This is a genomic window from Paeniglutamicibacter kerguelensis (assembly GCF_017876535.1).
Classification (GTDB): Bacteria; Actinomycetota; Actinomycetes; order Actinomycetales; family Micrococcaceae; genus Paeniglutamicibacter; species Paeniglutamicibacter kerguelensis.
Map to the genome: position 1 here is coordinate 1,159,814 of NZ_JAGIOF010000001.1, position 24,784 is coordinate 1,184,597.

The 24,784-nt window shown below is 58.7% G+C and carries 19 protein-coding genes; 12 read left to right on the forward strand and 7 right to left on the reverse strand.

Going from position 1 to position 24,784, the window contains the following annotated elements; translation table 11 throughout:
* Positions 1-111 precede the first annotated feature (111 nt).
* Complete coding sequence (pdxR, locus tag JOF47_RS05230) at positions 112-1,536, forward strand: MocR-like pyridoxine biosynthesis transcription factor PdxR (RefSeq protein WP_209996399.1); 1,425 nt, start codon at positions 112-114, stop codon at positions 1,534-1,536.
* 14 nt (positions 1,537-1,550) lie between these two features.
* Here the strand turns inward: pdxR and JOF47_RS05235 are convergent, their stop codons facing one another.
* The 3 genes from JOF47_RS05235 to JOF47_RS05245 all read right to left on the reverse strand — a co-directional run bounded on the left by JOF47_RS05235 (position 1,551) and on the right by JOF47_RS05245 (position 2,873).
* Positions 1,551-1,919 (reverse strand): lipopolysaccharide assembly protein LapA domain-containing protein, encoded by a 369-nt coding sequence (locus tag JOF47_RS05235; protein WP_209996400.1) that lies wholly within the window; start codon positions 1,917-1,919, stop codon positions 1,551-1,553.
* Positions 1,920-2,042: 123 nt separating this feature from the next.
* Positions 2,043-2,327, reverse strand: a complete 285-nt coding sequence (locus JOF47_RS05240; protein WP_209996401.1) for a putative quinol monooxygenase — start codon at positions 2,325-2,327, stop codon at positions 2,043-2,045.
* 69 nt (positions 2,328-2,396) lie between these two features.
* Complete coding sequence (locus JOF47_RS05245; RefSeq protein ID WP_209996402.1) at positions 2,397-2,873, reverse strand: hypothetical protein; 477 nt, start codon at positions 2,871-2,873, stop codon at positions 2,397-2,399.
* Between the two features lie 221 nt (positions 2,874-3,094).
* Here JOF47_RS05245 and JOF47_RS05250 point away from each other — a divergent pair, with 221 nt between their 5' ends.
* The 7 genes from JOF47_RS05250 (at position 3,095) to JOF47_RS05280 (ending at position 10,613) form a co-directional block, all read left to right on the forward strand.
* Positions 3,095-3,550, forward strand: a complete 456-nt coding sequence (locus JOF47_RS05250) for a hypothetical protein (protein WP_209996403.1) — start codon at positions 3,095-3,097, stop codon at positions 3,548-3,550.
* A 299-nt stretch (positions 3,551-3,849) separates the two neighbouring features.
* Positions 3,850-5,553: a dihydroxy-acid dehydratase gene (ilvD, locus tag JOF47_RS05255; RefSeq protein ID WP_209996404.1), complete on the forward strand. Its 1,704-nt coding sequence runs from the start codon at positions 3,850-3,852 to the stop codon at positions 5,551-5,553.
* Between the two features lie 284 nt (positions 5,554-5,837).
* Complete coding sequence (locus JOF47_RS05260) at positions 5,838-7,715, forward strand: acetolactate synthase large subunit (protein WP_209996405.1); 1,878 nt, start codon at positions 5,838-5,840, stop codon at positions 7,713-7,715.
* 6 nt (positions 7,716-7,721) lie between these two features.
* On the forward strand, positions 7,722-8,240 hold the full coding sequence (gene ilvN, locus JOF47_RS05265; protein WP_209996406.1) for an acetolactate synthase small subunit: 519 nt from the start codon (positions 7,722-7,724) through the stop codon (positions 8,238-8,240).
* A gap of 35 nt (positions 8,241-8,275) precedes the next feature.
* Positions 8,276-9,298, forward strand: coding sequence for a ketol-acid reductoisomerase (gene ilvC / locus JOF47_RS05270; protein ID WP_209996407.1), 1,023 nt, complete (start codon positions 8,276-8,278; stop codon positions 9,296-9,298).
* Between the two features lie 108 nt (positions 9,299-9,406).
* Complete coding sequence (locus tag JOF47_RS05275) at positions 9,407-9,766, forward strand: hypothetical protein (RefSeq protein WP_209996408.1); 360 nt, start codon at positions 9,407-9,409, stop codon at positions 9,764-9,766.
* Between the two features lie 349 nt (positions 9,767-10,115).
* A complete protein-coding gene (locus JOF47_RS05280) occupies positions 10,116-10,613 on the forward strand; it encodes a universal stress protein (protein ID WP_209996409.1) in 498 nt (165 codons plus the stop codon).
* Positions 10,614-10,636: 23 nt separating this feature from the next.
* On the opposite strand, the gene JOF47_RS05285 is transcribed toward JOF47_RS05280, so the two are convergent.
* Entirely contained in the window at positions 10,637-12,076 is a 1,440-nt protein-coding gene (locus JOF47_RS05285) for a glycosyltransferase family 2 protein (RefSeq protein WP_209996410.1), read from the reverse strand.
* Between the two features lie 473 nt (positions 12,077-12,549).
* On the opposite strand from JOF47_RS05285, the gene JOF47_RS05290 reads away from it, so the two are divergent.
* A complete protein-coding gene (locus tag JOF47_RS05290; RefSeq protein ID WP_209996411.1) occupies positions 12,550-14,124 on the forward strand; it encodes an SH3 domain-containing protein in 1,575 nt (524 codons plus the stop codon).
* A gap of 9 nt (positions 14,125-14,133) precedes the next feature.
* On the opposite strand, the gene JOF47_RS05295 is transcribed toward JOF47_RS05290, so the two are convergent.
* On the reverse strand, positions 14,134-14,370 hold the full coding sequence (locus JOF47_RS05295; protein ID WP_209996412.1) for a hypothetical protein: 237 nt from the start codon (positions 14,368-14,370) through the stop codon (positions 14,134-14,136).
* 383 nt (positions 14,371-14,753) lie between these two features.
* On the opposite strand from JOF47_RS05295, the gene JOF47_RS05300 reads away from it, so the two are divergent.
* Both JOF47_RS05300 and JOF47_RS05305 read left to right on the forward strand, forming a co-directional pair.
* Positions 14,754-16,316: an ABC-F family ATP-binding cassette domain-containing protein gene (locus JOF47_RS05300; protein ID WP_342592713.1), complete on the forward strand. Its 1,563-nt coding sequence runs from the start codon at positions 14,754-14,756 to the stop codon at positions 16,314-16,316.
* Positions 16,317-17,753: 1,437 nt separating this feature from the next.
* Positions 17,754-18,773: a hypothetical protein gene (locus tag JOF47_RS05305; protein WP_209996414.1), complete on the forward strand. Its 1,020-nt coding sequence runs from the start codon at positions 17,754-17,756 to the stop codon at positions 18,771-18,773.
* An 846-nt stretch (positions 18,774-19,619) separates the two neighbouring features.
* Here JOF47_RS05305 and JOF47_RS05310 read toward each other — a convergent pair.
* Positions 19,620-20,948: a hypothetical protein gene (locus JOF47_RS05310; RefSeq protein WP_209996415.1), complete on the reverse strand. Its 1,329-nt coding sequence runs from the start codon at positions 20,946-20,948 to the stop codon at positions 19,620-19,622.
* A gap of 152 nt (positions 20,949-21,100) precedes the next feature.
* Positions 21,101-22,120: a glycosyltransferase gene (locus tag JOF47_RS05315; RefSeq protein ID WP_245356266.1), complete on the reverse strand. Its 1,020-nt coding sequence runs from the start codon at positions 22,118-22,120 to the stop codon at positions 21,101-21,103.
* A 1,040-nt stretch (positions 22,121-23,160) separates the two neighbouring features.
* On the opposite strand from JOF47_RS05315, the gene serA reads away from it, so the two are divergent.
* Positions 23,161-24,756, forward strand: coding sequence for a phosphoglycerate dehydrogenase (gene serA / locus JOF47_RS05320; RefSeq protein WP_209996416.1), 1,596 nt, complete (start codon positions 23,161-23,163; stop codon positions 24,754-24,756).
* Positions 24,757-24,784: the final 28 nt, after the last annotated feature.

A 24,784-nucleotide genomic window follows, 5' to 3' on the forward strand; every position in this document is an offset into this window, starting at 1 on the left:
CCTCGATCTTCTATGGTCCCCCGCGGTCGGTCGCGGGAGATCCAGGACCTATACTGGCAATCATCTTGGACCCAACCTAGATCCAAGATTGCCAATAACGATAGGACCAAGATGGCGACGGCCGAACTTCCCATTACCTTGGACCCCGGCAGCAAATCGCCGCTGACGGTCCAGCTGGCAGCGCGCCTCCGGACTGCCATCCTTGATGGAACGCTACGGGCGGAGGACTCGCTGCCTTCCTCGCGCGCGCTGGCCACCGAGCTCGGCGTCTCACGGGGCGTGGTCGTCAGGGCGTTCGAGCAACTATCGGGGGAGGGCTATCTCGATAGCCGCGGTGCCGGAGGGACCCGTGTTGCCGTTCGCCCCGACATCCGGGGCTTCGCCCGGGTGGCCGCTGCCGCAAAGCAATCGGAAGCGGCCAAACCGATTCTGGACCTGAGTCCGGGGCGCCCCTCGGGCGTGCCCTTCCTGGACAACGAATGGCGCTCCGCCTGGCGCAAGGCAGCTGCCGAACCGGTGAGTTCACAGATCCCGCCCGCGCTGGGTATCGACACCCTGCGCGCCGCCATCCAAGGGCACCTAGGGACATCACGGGGGCTCAATGTCAATGCCGAGGACGTGATCGTTTCGGCGGGGACCAGCGATGCGCTGCAACTGATAGTCACCGCCCTTCGCAGTCGCTCCGACCGTCCACGTGTCCTCGTCGAAGACCCGGGGTATCCAACGGCCCGGCGAGTGCTTGCCGCGGCGGGGGCCGCGGTTGAGACTCTGCCGGTTACCGTCGATGGACTGAGGGTCGAACAACTCGCCAGCTTGGAGACGCCGCCCGACGCAGTGCTCGTCACCCCGAGCCACCAATACCCGCTGGGAGGGCGCATGCCGATCCAGGAACGATTGACTTTGCTGTCGTGGGCCTCGGCCAATAACGTCTTGATTCTCGAAGATGACTACGACAGCGAATTCCGGCATAGCCGGAGGCCCCTGCCCACACTTGCGTCGCTTCCGTCGCAAGCCGACGTGATCCTGGTGGGAACGTTCTCGAAATCGCTCAGTCCGTGGTTGCGCTGCGGGTACCTCATTGCCCGGGGCGCTTCCGCCGAAGGGCTCAAGGGCACGCGTCGCGCCCTTGGCACCCCGGTATCCGGGATGCTCCAGCTGGCTCTTGGGAGCTACATCGACGGCGGTGGCCTTGCCCGACACATTGCCCGCGCCCGCCGGGAGTACGCCCACCGCCGTGACATCATTCTCGAACGACTCGGTGCACGCAAGGATGTAGCGGTCTCCGCCCTCGACGGAGGCCTGCATGCGGTCCTGGAACTGGCACCCGGAATCGATGCCAGCGACCTCGCGAGGCATGCACTGGTATGTGGGGTATTGCTTCCGGCGCTCGCCGACTACTACGCCGACGGGGCGCGGAAAAATGGCTTGGTGCTCGGATACGGCGCGGTGACGGATACGGAGCTGACCCGGGCGCTCGGTGTCCTGGTTTCACTCATCGAGCGTGCCGCGGCAGGGGAGTCGCCTTCCGCGAACTGATGTGCTCTTGCGGTTCAGCTGCTCTTGCGGTCCTGGCGTTTGCCCGAGGTTCGGGCCCGGCTGCGTAGCTGGATGATGCGAACTGCGCCGGCGATTGCCACCACGGTAGCGCCCGCAACCGCAGCTATGAGCATGGCAACCCCGAGCGCCAGCTGTCCATGGAATCCCAGGAAATACACGGTGACACGATCCTGATTTTGCACCATGAACACTACCAGGAACACCAATACGATGAGGGCGACGATGGTGAAAGTCCAAACGACGCCGGCACGGGTGCCGACGGCGGGTCGAGCGGGTGCCGCTTCCGGCTTGTTTGGGGGAACCTCGGGTTCCTGACCTTGCGGAGTGAGCGGGTCGTCGGTCATGGTTTCCTCGCTTCCCATCCAGCGGTGAAGACCTTTGGCAAGTTGCCGTGTGGCCAACATAAGCGCTTGGTCCGGGGGAGGCAAGGGGGAATGCCGGGGACAGGCTCGTGTTCCCCGGCACGGGGTCACCGCACAGGGTCGTTACACGCTCTTGGTGTAGATGAGTGCAGGGGCCGCCGTCTCGAGCATTTCGAGTTGCGCGATGGCTTCGACGAAGTGCGGTGTCCGGGTGTGGGCGTCCAGGTGTTCCTGGGAGAGCCAACATTCAAGCAACATCAAGTCACAGGGATCTTCGCGCAACTGGAGTAGTTCGTAGCTCACGCAACCGGGTTCATTTCGCGTCCGGGCAACCAGCTCGCGATAGATCTCCAGAACCGCTTCGAGGTTCCCAGGCAGGACCGTGCTGCCAACCAAAACGTTGATCATCGATCTCCTTGCTGCGGGCTCGGGGCGGGAGGGCGACCCGAGGGGTTTCGTTTCCGGGAACGAAGGCCTTTAGTCGGTGTCGGAGGCCACGCGCTCGAGCACGTCCATGAAGATGTCCATGAATTCGGCGAAATCGGCGGCGTCCTCGCCCTGGTCGATGCGGCCGCGTTGGCTGGCGGAGCCTTCGTTTGCTGGGATGTCGAGCGTTGGATGTGCCGGGATATTGAAGCGGTAAACGCGGCCGGTGCTGGTCCCCACTTCGTAGCTGCCGTCGCTGATCAGCGCCACGTGGGAAACATTGGTGTTGTTGACCGATACGGCACGGTCGGACGCGGTCATCGTCTTGGGGTTTAGGGGGCAGATGATGAGCTCGGCGGGTTCGCGCCGGTAGCCGATCACCTTCAGCCCCGAGGATCCCGAGGTGCCGGAGGCCGCAACAAGGTTGTAGCTTCCGTAATTGGGGATCTGACCATCGAACGCCTCATGCAGCAGGCGCTTAAGGGTGTCGTCGGCGTCATCGGTGGAATCAACTTGGGGTCTCTCCATACCTGCCACTCTAGCCATCTCATGTTTCGAACACATGTCCTGTAAGCGGTTGAGTGAAAAATGTCGCCGTGTCGTTATGGTTTGCCGATCTTGCACAGCCGCGTATTCCGACAAAATTCCAGTCTCAATGAATCTACTAGAAGCATTGAGACTTGGAGATATCGGTGATAGACGGGAATTGGGTTGCAACGATGGGGACCTGGAGTGGGTCAGTTGCTTCCGTGGCAGCATTCTTCCGTGTCGATCACCGACTGAAATTGCAGCGGAAAAGCTTTGAACTGGAACGGGATGAAATTACGGAAAATGCCCGCAAGAATCGCGAGGATAAAACAGCACGCGCTGCGCTTGATCCGTCAACCAAGCCTTCAACCGACCTGAAGTCTGCAAGGAATGCAAAACGACGATGGGCAGTTGGTGTTGGGTCTCGAGATTCGGCAGCATTCACGGGGGTGCCTTGGGTTGCAAACGCCGACGTCATGAACGGTTCATGCCATCCGGTTACGGATGTGCATGTCATCTTCGCGGGGGAGCTGCTTCGAGATGAAGTAGGAGATCAAGACGACTCTGAGCCAATCAATTCTGACCCATCTGGAATTTTTCATGGCACCGAGGAGAGCACGCGGACATTCCATCGAGACGCTCTCATGTCGGGCGAAAATGTGCATCTAAGACTTTGATGGTTGCTCGGAGTGAATTGAGTGCAGGTGTTGATGCAACGTCCAGGTTTGATTTTGCCGATCTCGAATTCACCGCTGCTTCCGATGCGACGTGGAGGTGCACGCCGGGGGCATTCTCAAGCTGGCCGATCCAATGAGAATACATTCATCAATGTCGTCATATTCAGGGGGAATTGGCTGTCCGGAGCATGTCTAGTCATCCCACGTTTTGAACACATGCTTTGTATGCGTTGGGTGAAATATGTCGCGGTGCCGTCACGGGTTCGGCGGCACCGCTTGACAGGCCTAGTATTTAGGGCATGAGCCAGGACACAACTCCAGATATTAAACCTCGTAGCCGCGTAGTCACGGACGGCATCCACGCCGCTCCGGCACGCGGCATGTTCCGCGCCGTGGGCATGGGCGATGACGACTTCGCCAAGCCGCAAATCGGTGTTGCGAGCTCGTGGAACGAAATTACCCCTTGCAACCTTTCGCTGAACCGCTTGGCCGCCGGTGCCAAGGAAGGCGTTCACGCCGGCGGGGGATTCCCCATGCAGTTCGGCACCATTTCCGTTTCCGATGGCATTTCCATGGGTCACGAAGGCATGCACTTCTCGCTGGTGTCCCGCGAGGTTATTGCCGACTCCGTCGAGGTTGTCATGCAGGCCGAGCGCATCGACGGCTCCGTGCTCCTTGCAGGTTGCGACAAGTCGCTGCCGGGCATGCTGATGGCTGCCGCCCGCCTGGACCTTGCCTCGGTGTTTCTCTACGCCGGTTCCATCATGCCCGGCTGGGTCAAGCTGGAGGACGGTTCCGAAAAGGAAGTCACCCTGATTGACGCCTTCGAAGCCGTTGGCGCCTGCGCCGCCGGCAAGATGAGCCTCGAGGACCTGACCCGCATCGAAAAGGCGATCTGCCCCGGTGAGGGCGCCTGCGGCGGCATGTACACCGCCAACACCATGGCCTGCATCGGCGAGGCACTGGGCATGAGCCTTCCCGGTTCCGCCGCCCCACCCTCGGCCGACCGCCGCCGCGACATGTTCGCACGCGCCTCCGGCGAGGCAGTGGTGAACCTGCTGCGCAAGGGCATCACCGCCCGCGACATCATGACCAAGAAGGCCTTCGAGAACGCCATTGCGGTGACCATGGCCTTCGGCGGTTCCACCAACGCCGTGCTGCACCTGCTGGCCATCGCCCGCGAGGCCGAGGTCGACCTGACGCTGGCGGACTTCAACCGCATCGGCGACAAGATCCCGCACCTGGGTGACCTGAAGCCGTTCGGCCGCTACGTCATGACCGACGTGGACAAGATCGGCGGCGTCCCGGTGATCATGAAGGCCCTGCTGGACGCCGGCCTGCTGCACGGCGACTGCCTCACCGTGACCGGCAAGACCGTTGCGGAGAACCTCGCGGAGATCAACCCGCCGGACGTAGACGGCAAGATCCTGCGCGCGCTGGACAACCCGATCCACAAGACCGGCGGCATCACCGTGCTGCACGGTTCGATGGCTCCAGAGGGCGCGGTCGTCAAGTCCGCTGGCTTCGATGCAGATGTCTTCGAGGGAACCGCCCGCGTCTTCGAACGCGAACAGGGTGCCCTGGAGGCGCTGGACAACGGCGACATCCACGCCGGCGACGTTGTGGTTATCCGCTACGAGGGTCCCAAGGGCGGACCGGGCATGCGCGAAATGCTTGCCATCACCGGCGCCATCAAGGGTGCGGGTCTGGGGAAGGATGTCCTGCTGCTCACCGACGGCCGCTTCTCCGGCGGCACCACCGGCCTGTGCATCGGCCACGTTGCCCCAGAGGCTGTCGACGGCGGTCCGATCGCCTTCGTCAAGGACGGCGACAAGATCCGCGTCGACATTGCTGCCCGTTCATTCGACCTGCTGGTCGATCCGGAAGAGCTCGAGGCTCGCAAGATCGGCTGGGAGCCGTTGCCGGCCAAGTTCACCACCGGTGTCCTGGGCAAGTACGTCAAGCTGGTCAATTCGGCCTCGACGGGCGCATACTGCGGCTAGGTAAAAGCGCATCCGATGGGTGGGCGCGCGATGAACGCGTCCACCCATCGGACACTCATCTCATATAATGAGATGAGTCGTGTGATTGTTTGACTCCAGAAGCGGCGGCGACCAAACTGGAAACATGCAGATCCGCACCGAAGTACTACTAGTTATCAAGCGCTGAGCTTGAGTCCCTCCCACACCACGGAGGGCTTCGGTGACGCGCAAACCCCATTCGCCGCCAGGCGCCATTGGGGTTTTTTTATGTGCAGAGTAGAAGAGATAGAGAAGGAATAATCCCCATGAGTAACGGAACTCCCGCCAGCGGTCCGCTGGCGGCAAAACCCGCCAACCGAAGCAAGGATGCCACTGTCTCTTCCGTCGTGGAAGCGTCGAGCCCCGTACAGGGCCCGAACAACATCGTTGCTCCCACCGAGATGCTTGGCTCACAAGCCATCATCCGCACACTGGAAGAACTGGGCGTCAAGGACGTCTTTGGGTTGCCAGGCGGCGCAATCATGCCGACCTACGACTCGCTCATGGATTCGACCAAGATCAACCACATCTTGGTCCGCCACGAACAGGGCTCAGGCCACGCGGCACAGGGTTACGCGATGGTCACCGGAGAGGTCGGCGTCTGCATTGCCACCTCGGGCCCCGGCGCCACCAACCTTGTCACCGCCATTGCCGACGCGCACATGGACTCGGTCCCGATGGTTGCCATCACCGGCCAGGTCCACAGCGCCTTCATCGGCTCGGACGCCTTCCAGGAGGCGGACATCGTGGGCATCACCATGCCCATCACCAAGCACTCGTTCCTTGTCACCAAGGCCGAGGACATCCCGCGGATGCTGGCAAGCGCCTTCTACATCGCTTCCACCGGACGCCCGGGCCCGGTCCTCGTCGACATCACCAAGGACGCACAGCAGTCCAAGATGATGTTCTCCTGGCCGCCGAAGATCGACCTGCCGGGCTACAAGACCGTGGTCCGCGGACACAACAAGCAGGTCCGCGAGGCCGCAAAGCTCATCGCCGTTTCCAAGCGCCCGGTGTTCTACGTCGGCGGCGGCGTCATCAAGGGCCACGCCTCGGCGGAGCTCAAGGAATTCGCCGAGCTGGTCGGCGCCCCGGTGGTCACCACCCTGCAGGCCCGCGGCGCATTCCCGGACTCCCACGAACTCCACGTGGGCATGCCCGGCATGCACGGCTCGGTTTCCGCCGTCACCGCGCTGCAGCAGTCGGATTTGCTGATCACCCTGGGTGCCCGCTTCGATGACCGCGTCACCGGCGTGCTGCACACCTTCGCGCCCAACGCCAAGGTCATCCACGCGGACATCGACCCGGCCGAAATCTCCAAGAACCGCACGGCGGACATCCCGATCGTGGGTTCGGTCAAGGAGATCATCCCCGAACTCACCGAGGCCTGCCGCGCACGCTTCGCCGACGAGGGCGCACCGGACCTGACCGACTGGTGGTCCACCATCGGACGCCTGCGCGAAACCTACCCGATCGGGTTCACCGAAACCCAGGACGGGCTTTCGGCCCCGCAGCACGTGATCCAGCGCATCGGCGAGCTCACCGGCCCGGAGGCCGTGTACGTCGCAGGCGTTGGCCAGCACCAGATGTGGGCGGCGCAGTTCATCAAGTACGAGCGCCCGCACTCCTGGCTGAACTCGGGCGGGCTGGGCACCATGGGCTACTCGGTCCCGGCGGCCATGGGCGCGAAGGTCGGCAACCCCGACCGCGTCGTCTGGGCCATCGACGGCGACGGCTGCTTCCAGATGACCAACCAGGAACTGGCAACCTGCGTCATCAACAACATCCCGATCAAGGTGGCGATCATCAACAACTCGTCGCTCGGCATGGTGCGCCAGTGGCAGACGCTGTTCTACGATTCCCGCTACTCAAACACCGATTTGAACACGGGCCACGGAACCGCGCGCGTCCCGGACTTCGTGAAGCTCGCCGACGCATATGGTTGTGTGGGCCTGCGCTGCGAACGCGACGAGGACATCGACGCAACCATCAAGCAGGCGCTGGAAATCAACGACCGCCCGGTGATCATCGACTTCGTGGTTTCCCGCGACTCGATGGTCTGGCCGATGGTCCCCTCCGGCGTGAGCAACGACCAGATCCAGATTGCTCGCGGCATGACGCCCGAGTGGGAAGAAGAGGACTAGAAAGTTATGGCACGCCACACTCTTTCCGTACTCGTCGAAGACGTCCCGGGTGTCCTGACCCGCGTGGCAGGGCTCTTCGCCCGCCGCGCGTTCAACATCCATTCCCTGGCCGTCGGCCCCACCGAGGTCCCGGGCATCTCCCGTGTCACGGTTGTCGTCGACGCCGAAGGCGACCTGCTGGAGCAGGTCACCAAGCAGCTGAACAAACTCATCAACGTCATCAAGATTGTTGAGCTCATGCCGGAGGCATCGGTGCAACGCGACCACATCCTGGTCAAGGTGCGCGCCGATGCGGCAACCCGCCTGCAGGTCACCCAGGCCGCAGACCTCTTCCGCGCCTCCGTGGTGGACGTGTCAACCGACTCGCTCATCATCGAGGCCACCGGCAATGCCGATAAGATCAACGCACTGCTCGCGGTGCTTGAGCCCTTCGGCATCCGCGAAATCGTCCAGGCAGGCACCCTTGCCGTGGGTCGCGGGTCCAAATCGATGTCGGACCGTGCCCTGCGCTCCGTATCCGCCTAACCAAAATCTTCACACCGAAACAAGGAGAAATTCCAGTGACTGACATGTACTACGACGACGATGCAGACCTCTCGATCATCCAGGGACGCACCGTCGCCGTTATCGGCTACGGTTCCCAGGGCCACGCCCACGCGCTGAACCTGCGCGACTCCGGCGTTGACGTACGCATCGGCCTGAAGGCCGGCTCCAAGTCGATCGCCAAGGCCGAGGCCGAGGGCCTGCGCGTCGTGTCTGTCGCGGAGGCAGTTGCCGAAGCCGACGTCATCATGATCCTGACCCCGGACCAGGTCCAGCGCCACGTCTACAAGGACGACATCGAAGCCAACCTGCAGCCGGGCGATGCCCTGTTCTTCGGCCACGGCTTCAACATCCGCTACGGCTACATCACACCGCCGGCAAACGTCGACGTTGCCCTCGTTGCACCGAAGGCCCCGGGCCACACCGTGCGCCGCGAATTCGAAGCCGGCCGCGGCATCCCCGACCTGATCGCCGTTGAGCAGGACTTCACCGGTGGCGCCAAGGAACTGGCACTGTCCTACGCCAAGGCCATCGGCGGCACCCGCGCCGGCGTCATCGAGACCACCTTCACCGAAGAGACCGAAACCGACCTCTTCGGCGAGCAGGCTGTCCTGTGCGGCGGCGCCTCGCAGCTGATCCAGTACGGCTTCGAGACCCTGACGGAAGCCGGCTACAAGCCGGAGATCGCCTACTTCGAGGTCCTCCACGAGCTCAAGCTGATCGTTGACCTCATGTGGGAGGGCGGCATCGCCAAGCAGCGCTGGAGCGTCTCCGACACCGCAGAGTACGGCGACTACGTCTCCGGCCCGCGCGTCATCACCCCGGAGGTCAAGGAGAACATGAAGGCCGTTCTCGCCGACGTCCAGAACGGCAACTTCGCCAAGCGCTTCATCGAAGACCAGGATGCCGGCGCACCGGAGTTCCTGGCGCTGCGCGCCAAGGGCGAGGCCCACCCGATCGAGGCCACCGGCCGCGAACTGCGCAACCTCTTCTCCTGGAAGACCACCGATGACTACACCGAAGGTTCGGTTGCACGCTAAGGCCGACAAGCCATAGCGAGTGACTGCCGCCAGGTAGTTTCACATGTTTGCCCCGACCAGCCGAAAGGCCGGTTGGGGCAAACTGCGTCAGGAGGCCGGCACCGGGGCATGACAGGGTTCCCGGACGAGCCGGTCTTCACCACCCAGCCCGAGCGCGCGGGTGTTGTTCGGATACACGATAGAAACCCCAATCATGCTGTGCTCTTTATTGAATGTACCGGGACAGTGGAAGGAACATACGAAGCCAGTGCAGGCTCCTCTCCATACACCGATAACAACTGGATACTGGGCAGCAGCATGCTCTGGGGCGAGTTGTTCCCGGAAGAGCCGAACATCCGCCCGATCCATGGATCTCGCTCCACCGCCAACGTCCACCCATTGGCGCAAGATGCACAAGACGACCGCGACCAAGCAGTAGGCCACCACCAAGGCTGCTCGAAGAAGCCGACGAAGACCGTGAAGAAATAGCGTTGCCTTCCTGTTGGCATGGAAACACGTGGCAGCGAGAATCCCTGTCGAGGGTCTCCAACGCCCGGCCTGAAATCACGACGATCCTCGCCAGCAACAATGCGGAACCTCACGTGCTTGCCATTCGAATAAGCAGTCGTCAATGCGGTACGCACGGAGGCGGTGCTTCCGGGCAGCATCGCGGCAGATGGTGAAATGGTCGTCGTCGACCGCTCTGTGGCTCCAGCTGGCATGGAAAGATCCTCGTCGCCCGCACTTGCTGCGCCCAGATGTTCCCCTAGTGGAAGTTAGGGCGGAACATGTAAATCACGGAGTAGTTTTCGTGTTTTTGTGAAGCGAGGAGCGCATCATGAGCAAGGAACCACCACATGTCGGGGGAGCGGGGCCCATTCTTGCCGGCGCGATGCCGAAACAGCCTCGGCGAGTGGTCCTCGAGGCCCGCGCCTTGGCCGAATCGCTAGGTACCGCCCTGGTTTTTGCCTACGTGGAACCCAACAGCTACCGTGCCGATTGGGAGCTGAAGGAAGACATCCAAGGCAATTCATTGAACCCCAAGCAAATCGACGAGGAGATGACTTCGGATGTCGCCGACATCATGCGGGTGCTCGAAAGCTGCATGGCCGGCAGCCAGACAACATGGTCGCTGAAGGTCCTGGCCGGGGATGCCGGCAATACCTTGGCCCACTTGGCCGATGAACTGCATGCCCGAATGATCGTGGTGGGCACCCGCCACAAGGGTGTTGGCGCGCGGCTGACCGAACTTCTCAGCGGCTCGACGGCTTCGCACGTGATTGCGCACCAAAGCCTGCCGGTGGTGGTCGTTCCCGTGCATCATGAGGACCACTAGACGCGGGGATAGTGCAGCGCTGTTCAGCTGCGCTGGTCCAGGCTGAGGTTGCCTTGGACGGTGGCGTAGAGCTTATTGCCACCGATTTCCGCAGGAAGACCGTCCTCGGGGGCCAACAGGCGCCGCGGGCGGCCCTCTATGCCGTCAAGCCGCAGTTGCACGTAGAGATCCACGACAACCTTGCCCAAAGTGGCCAGTTCGGATGTGGGCAAGTGAATCACGTAGTCCAGACCATCCGGGCGCAGTTCGAACTGGATCTCCGTGTCCTTGCCGCGGGCCCGAGCCAGTATATGGGCCGACTCGTATTTCGCTGCCGGCTCGAGCCGGACCCGCATTTCCGTGCCGCCTGGCTGTGGCAGCGCCGCACGGCAGTCGGGCTTTAATGCCTCCTCGGTGGCGGCCAGCCGGAGCAGTCCTTCCACGTCTTGTTTGCGGACCAGCTGTGAACGTTGGCGGAACGGGAATCCCAGCTGCTCTTCCAAATGTCGGGGTATGTGCTGGCCCACGAAGCCCGCATGGGCCTTGACCCAGCGATTTCTGACGCGGGGTGGCATGGCCATAAAGCGGGCCGGCGCATAGGAACGCAGCAACTTGCGCTGGTACAAATCCAGCACCAAGATCTCGGCGTGCTCGGCATTCGGGTGATTTTCCTTGATGATCCGGGCAATCTCCAAGACCGAACCGGTGTATTTTTCGGGAACGGTTCCCTGCGAGCTGATGTTCGTGCCGTTGTCCCGAGTGCGGATGAAGTAGTAGTCGTAGTCGGCCAGGATGGATATCCGCCTGGCCGACAAGTAACAACGGACTAGCATCATGCCGTCTTCGAGACGGATCTTGCCCTGCGGAAACCTAATGCCGTGTGCATCGAGCAGCTCTCGGCGGACGAGTTTCTGAGGAGTCAGCGTGCCCAGGATCGTACGGAGTGGTGCGTCCACCAAGGTCTTTGCGAATAGTATGGAATTCACTCCCCGCCCGCCAATGCCGACCACTCGCGGTGCCAGTACGTCGACCTGATTCTCATCGGCGAAGTCGACCATTCTGCGTAAGGCTTCGGGGCCCAGGATATCGTCCGCGTCGCAAAAGAAAATGTAATCAGAGGCGCTCGACTCTATGCCGACGTTGCGTGGTTTTCCGGGCCATCCGCTGTTTCGCTGACGGACCACTCGCCAGTTGGCGTGACGCGCGGCAAAGGTGTCCAGCAACTTGCCGCCGCCGTCGGTGGAGCCGTCGTCGACGGCAATTACCTCGAACAAAGCGGGGTCCAAGTCCTGCGCAGCTATGGACTCAAGCAATACCTGGAGATAGGGCATTGCATTGAACACTGGTACGACAACAGCAACCCTGGAGGTATGTGCGCTGGACGTTGGTCCGGAATCCGAAGCACGTATCCGCACTTGCCCAACCTGTGCAGCGAATTGATTCAGTTTTCGCTGCACCGAACCCAACTTGTCGGTGATGTTCAAGCGGACTCCTAATCTGTGATTAGTATTCGGGCATTTGGCATGGTGAATCGGTGGAACCACACGATGAACAGTAGTTTCTGCGTTCAATGGCTGTGTCGTACGTTACCAGCGATCACCTTTTTTGCATCTTGGTGATTGGCAAATTGCGCGTCTTAGGAAGCCTCCAGCCAGTGAGGTAGTTGCCGTAGCTGAGCAGGGCGCGGGTTAGGAGACTGCAATTTCCCCCTGACGGATGGCGCCGACGGTGGTTTGATCCTGCGGGAAGGCGTCTAAAAATCGACTATCAGGACCTTGCCCGGCTGAATCCCTTCGTGCGGTTCCCGGGCCGGGTCAAGCGTTGCCTTTTGCAACCAATGAGGGAATTTTTTCGATGGTGAAGAGAATGTTTCACGAATTCCAACCACGAACAAAAGTTATTCGATACTCTAAGGATCTGTCCGCTCGCCATAAACACCTTGTCAGGAGCTCCCTGAATGAAGCGTAAGCACCTCGGAGTAGTGCTAGTCCTCGCCGTTTCACTAATTGGTGGACCTACAGTGGTAGCTGCGGCGCAACTGCCGGCCCCGGTTCTTTCGACAAGTGCGAACGCCAAACTGGCACCCGCTAAGGCGGTCAAAAGGACTACCGCGAAGCTGAATTTGCGAAAGAGCGCCAGAATATCCTCGGCGTCGTTGGTGTTGGTTCCGAAAAACACCACACTTACGATCCTGAAAGTCAGCGGAAAATGGCACCAGGTGAAGTACAAGTCGAAAACCGGCTGGGTCTCGGGTGACTACCTGACGAAACATTCGACGGACAAGGCCAAGGTCTACAACTACACCAAGGGCTACACCACGCTGAGGGCCAGGGCCTCACCTTCCTCAAGCGCCATCATCTCGGTGCATCGTCGGTCGAAGGTCGAGGTAATTAGCAAGAGCGGATCGTGGGTCAAGGTCAAAGCCTCCGGCAAGACCGGTTTCGTTCCAAGCAGCGCGTTGGTCCGCCTAAATCCTTCGGTAGTTAACCGCTGGGTCAACGGCAAGCGGAAAGTGTATGTGAAGGCGAGCTCGTCGAGCAAGAGCCTTGGCACATTATCATCCAGCACCAAGGTCGAATGGTTTCGAACCTCTGGCTCCTGGCAACAGGTCAAAACTGCTACCGGCGTTGGATGGGTGCCGTCGAAGTACCTTTCAACCAAGGCCATCAAGCCATCCGTACCCGACATCAAGCCCGCATCACCTAAACCGCCCACAGTACGTCCACCGGAATTGAACTACAGCACTCCTAGGTGGACTACCAATTCGGTCAATGTTCGCATCGACGCGGGCACAAACTTCAAGAGCCACGGCGTCATCCCCGCAGGCGAAAAGGTCCTTCAGGCGCGCTCTGCTGGCGGCTGGGCAAATGTCAAAACCAGCAAGGGCGCCGGCTGGGTGACGGAACAGTACCTTTCGGAGGTTGAGTACAAGCCTGTTGAAGTCCAATACCGCTGGGCCAGCGGGAACATCAACCTGCGCGCCGGGAACTCGACCGCGTACAAGGTGCTCGGCGTTGTGCCTTCGGGAGAAAAAGTCACCATTCTTGAATCCAACAATGGCTGGGCGCGGGTAATCTCCAGCAAGGGCATCGGGTGGATGAGTGAAACATTGCTCTCGAAGAACATGATTGCCAGGCTCCAACCCGACACGCTGGCCGTGATGGACGCAGTTCGGGCGCGTTTCCAAACCCTCATTTCGTCAATTGGTGGTATCCGCTCCGGCTCGGTGGGACACAGCGCCGGCAAAGCCGCCGACATCATGATCAAGGACTACCGGAATCCGATCAATGTCGCCAAGGGAAATGAGGTGGCCCAATTCCTGATCAATAACCGTTCGTCACTTGGCGTTTCCTATTTGATCTGGCAGGACAAGATTTGGCTCGGTCCCGCCAAGGGGTGGGAAGAATACTCAAAGTCCGGCAGGTACGGGCAGCAATTTTCCGGCAATTGGAACGACACCACGTTGCACATGGACCATATCCATGTGGAGACCTACGGAGATTCCGGAAACCGGGCGCCGTTGTTCAATTAGATCCAGCCGCTAACTGGCCCGAAGATTTATTTCGCGCAAAATAGCGCTCTGAACCAGCCGATTGCGAACTTCCGTGGCGATGGGGCGGCCAACCAGTAACCGGCCGTGGGCGATGCTCTCAACCTTGGTTTCGGCGTGAACCATGATCGACAGGATCTCCTGATCCGACATGTTTTCTACATATCTCCACACGAGCACATCGTGCTCGGAGCTATCACGTGAGCTGGTGAAATCGCTGCTGGCCACGGCACGCCTCCTGATTCAAGTGTGGCATCGTGGCCCAAACCTCGCCAAGACCTGGGGCGCAAAGGTACCGGACGTCGGTCGCGTCGAGTTGCGGTTCGGCGCCGGAGTCGTCCCCCGTACAGCACGAGCCGCTGAACCATTGGAGGCCACACTGCAGAACCCGTGGGCGGGCCAATGGAAAGTCGTTGTCGGGCGGGTGGCGATCTGCGTGTGGTGCGGCGGCTAGTAGAATCGATGGTGGTGATTGGGCTCCCTGATTTGTCATCCAAACACCGGACGGACTCCTACGGGAACGTGCACTCTTCAAAGCAGCCTTGTGTGTTGCCAACGACCTTCTCGATAGGACCCAGCCCATGAGCCTGATCCGGCTAAACGATGTCAGCGTGCGATTTGAAAACAACCAGATCCTGCGTGAGGCCTTCTTCAAACTTGAGGCGGGGGATCGTGTCGGCCTCATTGGCAAGAACGGCTCGGGCAAATCGACTTTGCTGAAGCTCATCCTGGATCAGGTTGAACCGGATACCGGAACAGTTGCCATGGAGCTGGGAACCAAGATTGGCTACTTCTCGCAGTTCTCCGAGCTCAACGGGGCATCAACCATTTCCGAGGTGCTCGACGAATTGTTCGTCGAGGTCAAAGACATCGAAGCCGAGTTGGCGTCCATTGACGTGGCCATTGCAGAAAATCCCAATGCCGATGAAATGGACCGACTGATCCACCGCCAGTCCGAGCTCTTTGAATCCATGGATCGTCTGGACGGCTGGGACTACCAACGTTCCATCGACACCGTGCTCACGACCTTGGGGTTTGACGAAGCCCACCGTGTGTGTTCCATTGATTCGCTCTCCGGCGGTTGGCGCAACCGCGCGGCATTGGCCAAGATCCTGCTCGAGGATCCGGACGTGTTGCTGCTCGATGAGCCAACCAACTACCTGGATGTTGCCGGCGTTGAATGGCTGGAGAACTGGTTCAAGTCCTTCAAGGGCGCAGCGATCATCGTCTCGCACGACCGCAAGTTCCTTGACTCGGTGGTGACCCGGATCATCGAGGTGGAGAACTTCCACCTGCACGAGTACCCCGGAAACTTCGCCGAATACGTGGTCGCCAAACAGTTCAAGCTCAAGACCCTCGAATCCCAGTTTGTTCACGAGTCCGAGCTTCTGGCGTTCGAAGCCGAAGGCATCTCCGACCGCCGCGAAGCGGCCAAGGCCGCAAGCAAGGGACTGGACAACAAGCTGTCCAAGATCAAGAAGTCCAGAGCCCCGCGCCCGGTGGACAAGATCATCACCGAAATCTATGGTGGTCTGCACATCAAGGACACCCTGTGCCGTGTTGAGGGACTGAGCAAGTCCTATGGTGAGAAGACGCTGTTCAACGACCTCAGCTTCGAAGTTCGCCGTGGTAACCGTCTGGTCATCCTCGGGTCCAACGGCAGCGGCAAGTCGACATTGCTGCGCGTCCTGACCGAACAGGAAAAGCAGGATGCCGGCTACATCACCTGGACTAAGGGCGCCGCGGTTGTCTCCTACAACCAGGTCCTCGAAGAGCTGGACCCGGAAGACACCGTGACCCACGCGGTCAACGCCATGCCCAATTCGCTTGCATTCACTGCAACCAAGAAATCCGTGAACCGGTTCCTGTCCATGTTCCAGTTCTCCGAGGCAGACCTGAAGAACCGCATCGGCAACCTTTCTGGCGGCCAGCGCTCCCGCGTGGCGATGGCCATGTGCCTGCTTTCGGGTGCCTCGGTGCTGATACTCGATGAGCCGACCAACCACCTGGACATGTCCAGCACCCAGGTGATGGAACGTGCGCTGCTGCATTTCCCTGGCGCGGTCGTAGTGGTCAGCCACGACAGGTTCTTCACCGAAAAGATCGCGACCCGTCACTTGATCTTCGGTGCCGAGGGCGCTCGGCCCGGGGAAATTGCGGTTCGCGGGGCGTAGTAAAACCCGGATCCGCGATTGTGCGGACGTCGTGTGTACTGCCTGTGATTCCATGTTGGCGGTACCGCGCGGTTCGAAGCTGACACAAGCCTTCGCCAACATTAGATGGGGGAGCCCGGGCCGGGGCGGCTTGATGGAATTCGGTAATCCTGGCTGCCCTGTCTTGGAACGACTGTGCGAATCTTAAGACAGCCGTTTTCGCAGCAGCGTTTGAGTTGGTGGTTGGTGAGCTCGAAGCATTCGTCCGAGTCAAAGTCGATGGCACGGCATGGAAAGACGCCTGTGGCTCGTTTTGGGGCTTCAGAACCCGTCTCTTGGCCTTGATCTTCCTCGAACGGTTTGCCCTCCACTTGACGAAAATGTAGGTTCCGGCGAAGCAGTGCTGCCAGCTGCTGTTCCAGCAGCTCGAACCCACCAATCGACTTCCACGGAACCGGGTAGCGTATCGTCAAGTCGCGCCCTGGCCCACATGCGCAGGTCTGAAGCCGGGGCAGTCATGGGCTTGGTATATGACCGGCCGAGCAAACGCCTGCTGGCCCGCTCACGGGCCAGCAGGCGTTTGATGTTTAGGTGCTCATCTGCAGCAACAGCCCGGCATGGTTGTCGAAGGTGTCCAAGGACCTTCGACGTGCAGAATTGGCGCCAGATGGCATGAACGCTACTAATAGCTATGAAGCAGGAGCCCCTGGGTCCGGCCTGCACCGAATCAGGTTTGGTGCAAGTTTTAAGATACGTTGGTCTGCGGTTGGCTGGCACCGTACGAGGAACAGCATTGGGCGCAAATCCGCACTGGCGTAGTCCCGCTTCCAGTGCGATCACTCGATCTGCTCATCGATCCGCCCGATCTTAGGCTTCGGGGTGCCGCAGGGACTGTTGCCTGCTCAATGCCTTGTGAGAGATCAGATTCAGTCCCATGCCCACGGAGCAAACACGCAAAAAATCGGGAAACAGCAACGGAAACGAACGATTCACTTGGCGCCATGTAGCTGGCCAGGCGGAGGTCTTCATATGACCTGCTGCCTGCTCCGTGCGGCCGATTGCTTGCGTCCGGCGCTCTCCAGTTGACTCATGCAGTGCGCTTCCAAACCTCAAGTACTGGTGGCATTGTTCCAGGATTCGGGCAACCGTGATTCTGCACGATCGCCGGCTTACCCCGATCAATGTCGGTGACCTTAGGGCCGGAGGAAGCAACTCGAAGGAGTGAACAGATCCAAGCGTCGTCAATCCTTCGTCGGTTTGAGAAGTTTACTCAGGGATCTTGATGCCCTTTTGCCCCGCGAATCCAGTGTTCATATCTTCTGTCCATAATGTTTCGTCGATAAATCTGTTGTTGCCGCTCATTGGTGCGTGTTAAGTGCGACGTTAGTCTGGTTGAGCTTGGGGTCTTAATACCTTGGGGCCCTCTTCGGTTCGGTATTTCTCTTGGGGAGAAGACTGATGAAAAAGTTGAGAATGAGGGTCGCTTCTACGATCTTGGTGCTTTTGTTCGTAGCGGCGAGCGTGCCTGGTTTTGCGGTAAGTCCCGTGTTATCTCGTACATTGACGCCTGATAGGTCCCTTCGGTTCGGTCCACCTGTTTCAGACAGGGTTATTCAATCGTTCGACTTTGGATCGGGTACGGATGTCTTTTTCGTACAGCCAGCCGGCGCCGACACTTTGCTGTCCAGATGTTCGCGCACTGCTTCGGGAAATTGCACGCAGCGCGACAGCGTGAGGCTGCCGGGATACGGACACGGCGAATCGCTTGAGGTGTATACGGAAAATGGCCGCACCTATGCGTGGTTAGGGAGCGGGTCCGGGGAGACACCGCCTTTTTATCATTCGACGACGGTTTCGCTTGTCGAGTACATCAAGGCACCGGCGGGTTCCACGAAAGCGAGCTATCGCCGAGTTGGCACACTGACGAACCTGGCGGCCGTCGCCCCGGGGAAGTCAGGTCCCGCGGTTCGAAGTGCGGTGGCGTTGGCCGATGGAAGCAATCGGTTGGCGATTCGGGTTCAGCTCGGGGGATTGCGTTCGACCACCTACTACGGCATCTACAATACGGCGAAGCTTAAGGCACTCATGAAAAAGGCGCCGGGGCAGAAGCTGTCGATTGAAAAAGCCAAGAACCTTCTTGTGACGCAATTCGTGGAACCGGTTACCCCGAACAATTCCTTTCAAGGCTTTGACATCAACGGTGTGGGAACCAACTCAAAGAACCTTTATGTTTTTGGAGGCTATTCGGGCCAGCCGCCCACCATCTACCGATATACCTGGACTAACACCGGACTCGTCGCGCATGTTCGAACCTATGTCTTGACGGGCCCCTCCATCAGCGGCGTCGAAGCCGAGGGCATCAAAGTCGAAGCCGATCCAACGAGCGGAGGAAGCATACGCGTTGAAGTCGGACTCTTGCCGACTGAACGTGACAGTGCCGGCCGAAGGATTTTTCGACTGTATCGATTCGCCGAATGAGAAACCCAAGATTCGATCTATGGATGCGGTAGGAGCCGCACCTGCAGCACCGTAGCTCCAGTGGTGGGACCCACGCGAGGTTCAAGGTGGAGGAAGCAACCCCGTATCGAGTCCGCAGAACTTGATTTCAAAACATGGCGCGAGAATAGGTGAGCCCATTGCGTGCGTCCAGAGCAATTCCATGGGTGCGTGCAATGTTTTTCAATCGTCGAATTCGAACGAGCCCGAGCCTTTCTCAACTGACCCTAGTGATGCATTCAGGATCATGAAAACCTGTATCGGAAGGAATGACGCTTTGCCCGGAGTCCCGTTCTCGAGCTGTCCGCTGGCCAAATAGGTTCAGCACACCAACGGCGATTGCTAGGTGGCTTCCGCCCGCGCAGTTCATTCGCAGGGATCGGCCGACATCTAGATACATCGACTTTACACTGGGACCCATGAGGATGGAGGATGCCATTCTTGTACAGGACTGAAGGGCTTTTCACCAAGATCTAGTGACTAATACTTTCCTGCCTAAGACACGGAAATGCCCCGGAACCCGCAAAGGTTTCGGGGCATTTCCCAGAGATAGCGTCAGTCCAACAAATCGGTGGACGTGGACAGAGAACAAGCCTAGACATAGTTACTGAGTCCGTTAAAGCTGGGGAGTTGGGTCCTAGAAGCATACATTCTCAGTCAGGTGCGCCTTCATTCGTTACTCATGGTTCGGCGTTGAGAAACGGGTAAATCCCTACGCCAAATATTCTAACAATGGTAGTCTGACCAAAAATGTGCTATCAACTCACTTTCCTAGATTCCTATTGGTATCAGTCTTGTGCTGCGGCACAGCTACCAATACGAATCTACTCACTTTGAAGCAATCTCTGAAACGTGATTTTCTGCGAATTCCCCAGCTTGAAATGATCGCTTAGAGGCCAAGAATCGATCCGCAACAATCAATGTGATCGCCATACTTGTGGCCACTGCCGCCCAATAGGAGTACCGATAGTCAGAAGCCGGGACTATCGGGAAGTAACCGACCAGGTACAACGTAGCCGAGCTTGCAAGCGCCACAATTTGAACGCGGAGATACTTAGCGCGCCAACCGACAGCGATGGTAGCAATCGAGGCAACAAACCAGAACCATGCAGAGAAGAGCCAAGGGAACGTCTTGTAGCCGAACTTGAGAACGTAGTCGGTAAGGACACTGTCAGCTTTGCCAGCGTTTACTTGATATTCGGCAGGTACAGATTCGATGTTTTGGGAAGGTCGATACACGCTTCCCGTGTCAAAGAGGAACCGAGCAAAAGTCTGTGTACGGTATGCAACATAATTCACCGGATTTGTTACGACCTCTTGGATCCAAAGGTTCCTCAGCTCGGTTTGCATGGCAATTGGTTCGAATGGTTTCCCGGTCGCACCCCTCCCGTAGCATTTCCAATATGCATCCCAGATAATGCCCTTTGATTCACAATCTTTCTGGGCATTTATAAGTTTAGATTTCAGCTCTTCTGGGGCTTCTGAATTACGGATTCTATCGGCCGACATTGTGAAAATCACGTCATCTAGAAAAACTTGTGAGAGTTGTCCGGCAGGTTCGGGTTTTGCAACTGCCGTAAATGAAGCACTTGAAAGCAAAGTTACGATACCGAAAATGGCAATCGCGGCTACTGGGCCGAGGAGTCGGCGTTTCTTCGACGCGGTTAACCAAGGCTTGAACCGAGAGTTGTTTCGCCAAACGACGAACAGCAATACCACCAGCGGGAGGATGGCGAATGCCGCGTTCTTTCTAACTAGGACTCCGTATAGCAAGAAAAGAAATGCAGCTATCAGAAGTGGGACACGGAATTTTCGTGCCCTGTCTGCCAGAAGGGTCAAGGCAACGCCGATGAATAGTGCAATCATCATTTGGACGTCTTTCCACATCACGCCAAGGAAAGTAATGACATATGGCAAGAACACTATGCCGATGCCCAAAACGGAAACAGACCAGCGGCGTGTCAAATCGTGAAGATAGATGGAAAAGAGTGTGCCAGCGAGGAAGGCCAGAAGAATCTGGACTAGAGCCATTGCACCAATTTGCCCTGTTACCGTGTACAGCAGTCGCCAGGTCTCGGTCATGATGGCCGGGTGCCAGTCGTTAAGCGGGATATTCCCGAGAACCTGCTGCAACTGATAACTGGAATCATTGCTCATGCGGCCAGGCTTGTTTGCTGCCCACATGAACACGCTCCCCATGAGCGCAAAAACCGCTACAACCGAGATCCAAATATAGTCATTGCGCGTCCATGGTTCCCGATGGTCCGTTGTGATTGGGTTTGAGACACTGTCTACCTTGGAATTGGCATTCACGAGCTTTGCCCGATTCTGTAGAACATGGTGTCTTCAGCGGGAACATGGGCTGGAGGGTCCAAGCGCAGATAAGCCAGGCGCGCAGCTTCCCTACGAGCCCTTCTCACTCCACTCAATAGAACGCCTACTGAACTCACCAACACGGCCATACCCATCAACGCAGCCGAAAGGATTGCAGTGGGAAGGCGCGGAACAAGTCCCGTTTCGAAGAATTCGAATACGACAGGCAACCCTAATATCAGCGAGAGCGCACAGGCCAGAATGGTGACAACACCATGGAACAAGTTGGGTCGTTCGTTGCGAACCAGCTGGAAAATAACGTTGAGGATCTTCAGGCCGTCGGAGTAGGTGTTGAGCTTGCTTTCGCTTCCGGCGGGTCGATCCCGGAACCCCACCTTTTCCTCCACCTGAGGAAGGCGAAGAGCCATCATGTGGACGGTTAGCTCTGTTTCGATCTCAAATTCCTTTGAGATCGCAGGGAACGATTTAACAAATCGACGCGAGAAAACGCGGTAGCCGGACAGCATGTCGGATACCTGCGAATGGAAAAGGAAACTAACGAGTCGATTGAACATCCGGTTGCCCATCTCATGGCCCGGTCGGTAGGATCCCGTCTCGCTGCTGTCCTTACGAACACCAAGCACATGGTCATACGGGCCCGAGAGAAGCGTGCCGATCATTCGGGGTAGATCCGCAGCTTCATAAGTGTCGTCCCCGTCGATGGTGACGTAGATATCGGCATCGATATCGGCGAAGGCACGGCGGATAACATTGCCCTTACCCTTGCGGGATTCAGACCGGACGATAGCGCCTGCTTCACGAGCCACGCGGACCGTTTCATCGCTACTGTTGTTGTCGTAAACGTAGACTTCCATGCTTGGGACGGCGGCCTTGAGGTCACGTACAACCTTCGCTACCGTTTGCTCTTCGTTATAGCAAGGTACGATTGCTGCGATTCGGTGCGCTTCGTACCGATCGTTATCGGACAATATCTTCCCCATTTTCCAAATAGTCATACCCAATGACAGTTAATTGGGCATACAAAACTGTGCCGCATTTTACGGAGGCACCGGTAGATATTATCCATGTCGAACGACATGTGATCCAATTAGGGGTTCCGGCCACGGTGCTGCCATCTGGATTGTTCATGCGGCTAATGCCGGCCTTTCGGGTAATTCCCGCACGGAGTGGCGTCGACCATCGGCCTGTACCGTGCCAATCGCATTGACGATATGGACCTTGATTTCTCGTCAGGGCACGCGCTGGGGCACTATTTGCGGATCGCAGTCTGGCCGTGAACTGTCTGTGATTGGAATCTTGTGGCGATTCCCAAACGATTTAGCGAGCGGGCGTGATCGTTGGGCGCCCCGATGAGCTAGGCCTGTGAGGTGGCCGGGACATCGTTTCCGGACAGCGCCGTCAGCGATACCCAGGCCAGCAACTGAGGCTGTAGGATCGCGGCGGCTACAGCAATCAAAAAATTTGTAGATGATTAGGTGACGCTCACGACTGCGATGGAGCAGATGCATTGAGCTGTTATTGAGTAGTGGCGGCGTGTCAGCATCCCCAAAGGTCCACTAAAAGTGACTGGTCCCAACTCCCACAGGATTGGTAGTTGGTAGTTGGTAGTTGGCTACTTGGCGATGGAGCGCTTGGTGTGCAGCCGAGGCATTTGCCTACGGTCTTACGGATGGTGGCTGCCTGAGCGGAACATTTCGCGCCAACGCATTCCCAGCAGTCGAGAAAACAACTGGGCTCGGGCCTCCATGAAGTTTCGGACAATGAATTCGCCCGGGTGATCGGGCATCGGCCGAGATTCAAGGCCCATGCCCGAGAGCAATGATGACAACGCCTGCTGAGCCTTTGCTGCTTTTCTCGGCCATGAACCCACTGGAATTTCAATTTCATGTGAAGAAGTTCACAAAGCGTGCTATTGGGTTCGTAACATCATGCAGTGAACCCCGAAGTATGACGCGGCGGGCGATAATCTGGCATCTGGTCCGGCTGTCGTTCGGGCCAAGCATCCAGCCCACTGAAATAGCAAAGGTGCCACCCCGTGTCTGTAAACAAGCCAGTCGTCCTTTTGGCCGAAGAACTCTCGCCCGCAACCGTTGCGGCCCTGGGTCCCGATTTCGAAATTCGCCAGACCGACGGTGCGGACCGCTCCCAGCTGTTGGCCGCCATTGCTGACGTTGATGCAATCCTCGTGCGTTCGGCAACCCAAGTGGATGCCGAGGCCATTGCCGCTGCCAAGAACCTTAAGGTCATCGCCCGCGCCGGCGTCGGCTTGGACAATGTCGATATCAAGGCCGCCACTCAGGCAGGTGTCATGGTCGTAAACGCCCCGACCTCCAACATCATCTCCGCAGCCGAGCTGACGGTGGGACACATCGTATCGTTGGCGCGTCGGATCCCTGCGGCAAACGCTTCGCTGAAGGGTGGCGCATGGAAGCGTAGCTCCTACACCGGAATTGAGCTGTTTGAGAAGAAGGCCGGCATCATTGGCCTTGGCCGCATCGGCGCCTTGGTTGCCGCCCGGCTTCAGGGCTTTGGCATGGATATCCTCGCCTATGACCCATACATCACCCCTGCCCGCGCCCAGCAGCTTGGTGTCACGTTGGTTAGCCTGGATGAGTTGTTGGCCCAGTCTGACTTCATCACCATCCACATGCCCAAGACGACGGAAACCCTGGGCATGCTTGGCAAGGACGCCTTTGCGAAAATGAAGAAGTCGGCCTACGTCATCAACGTTGCCCGCGGTGGCCTTGTCGATGAAGACGCCCTATACACGGCATTGAAAAATGAAGAAATCGCTGGCGCCGGCATTGACGTTTTCGTCAAGGAGCCAAGCGTCGATATGCCGTTCTTCGAGTTCGAGAATGTCACTGTCACCCCGCACCTCGGAGCATCGACCGACGAAGCCCAAGAAAAGGCCGGAGTTTCGGTTGCAAAGTCCGTACGCCTGGCATTGGCCGGCGAGCTCGTGCCTGACGCGGTCAACGTTGCAGGTGGCGTCATCGATGAAAACGTTCGCCCGGGCATCCCGCTGATTGAAAAGCTGGGACGAATCTTCAACGCATTGACCGTTGGTTCGTTGACCAGCATCGACGTTGTGGTTGCCGGTGAAATCGCCTCCCTGGATGTGAAGGCCCTCGAGCTTTCAGCTCTCAAGGGCGTCTTCATGGACGTGGTTTCGGATCAGGTCTCCTACGTCAACGCCCCGGTGCTCGCCGAACAGCGCGGCGTTGCAACGCGCTTGGTTACAAGCCCGGATTCCCCTGAGTACCGCAACCTCCTCACCATTAAGGGCGCGTCCTCGGAAGGTGCCCAGCTTTCCGTTGCCGGCACCCTGACCGGTCCGAAGCAGATTGAAAAGCTCGTAGGCATCAACGGTTACGAAGTCGAAATTCCCGTCACCGATCACATGATCGTGTTGAGCTATGCGGACCGTCCGGGCGTCATCGGCACCCTGGGCAACGTCTTCGGCGAACAGGGCGTAAACATTGCTGGCATGCAGGTGGCTCGCAAGCAAGAACGTGGCGAAGCCTTGGCCGTACTTGCGGTTGATTCGGCCCTGCCGGCCGGCGTGCTAGACATCGTCGGAGCGGCAATCGGCGCCACCGTGGCGCGCGAAATCAACCTCGAAGGCTAATCGCCTCAACCAGTAGCGCATAGCGTGC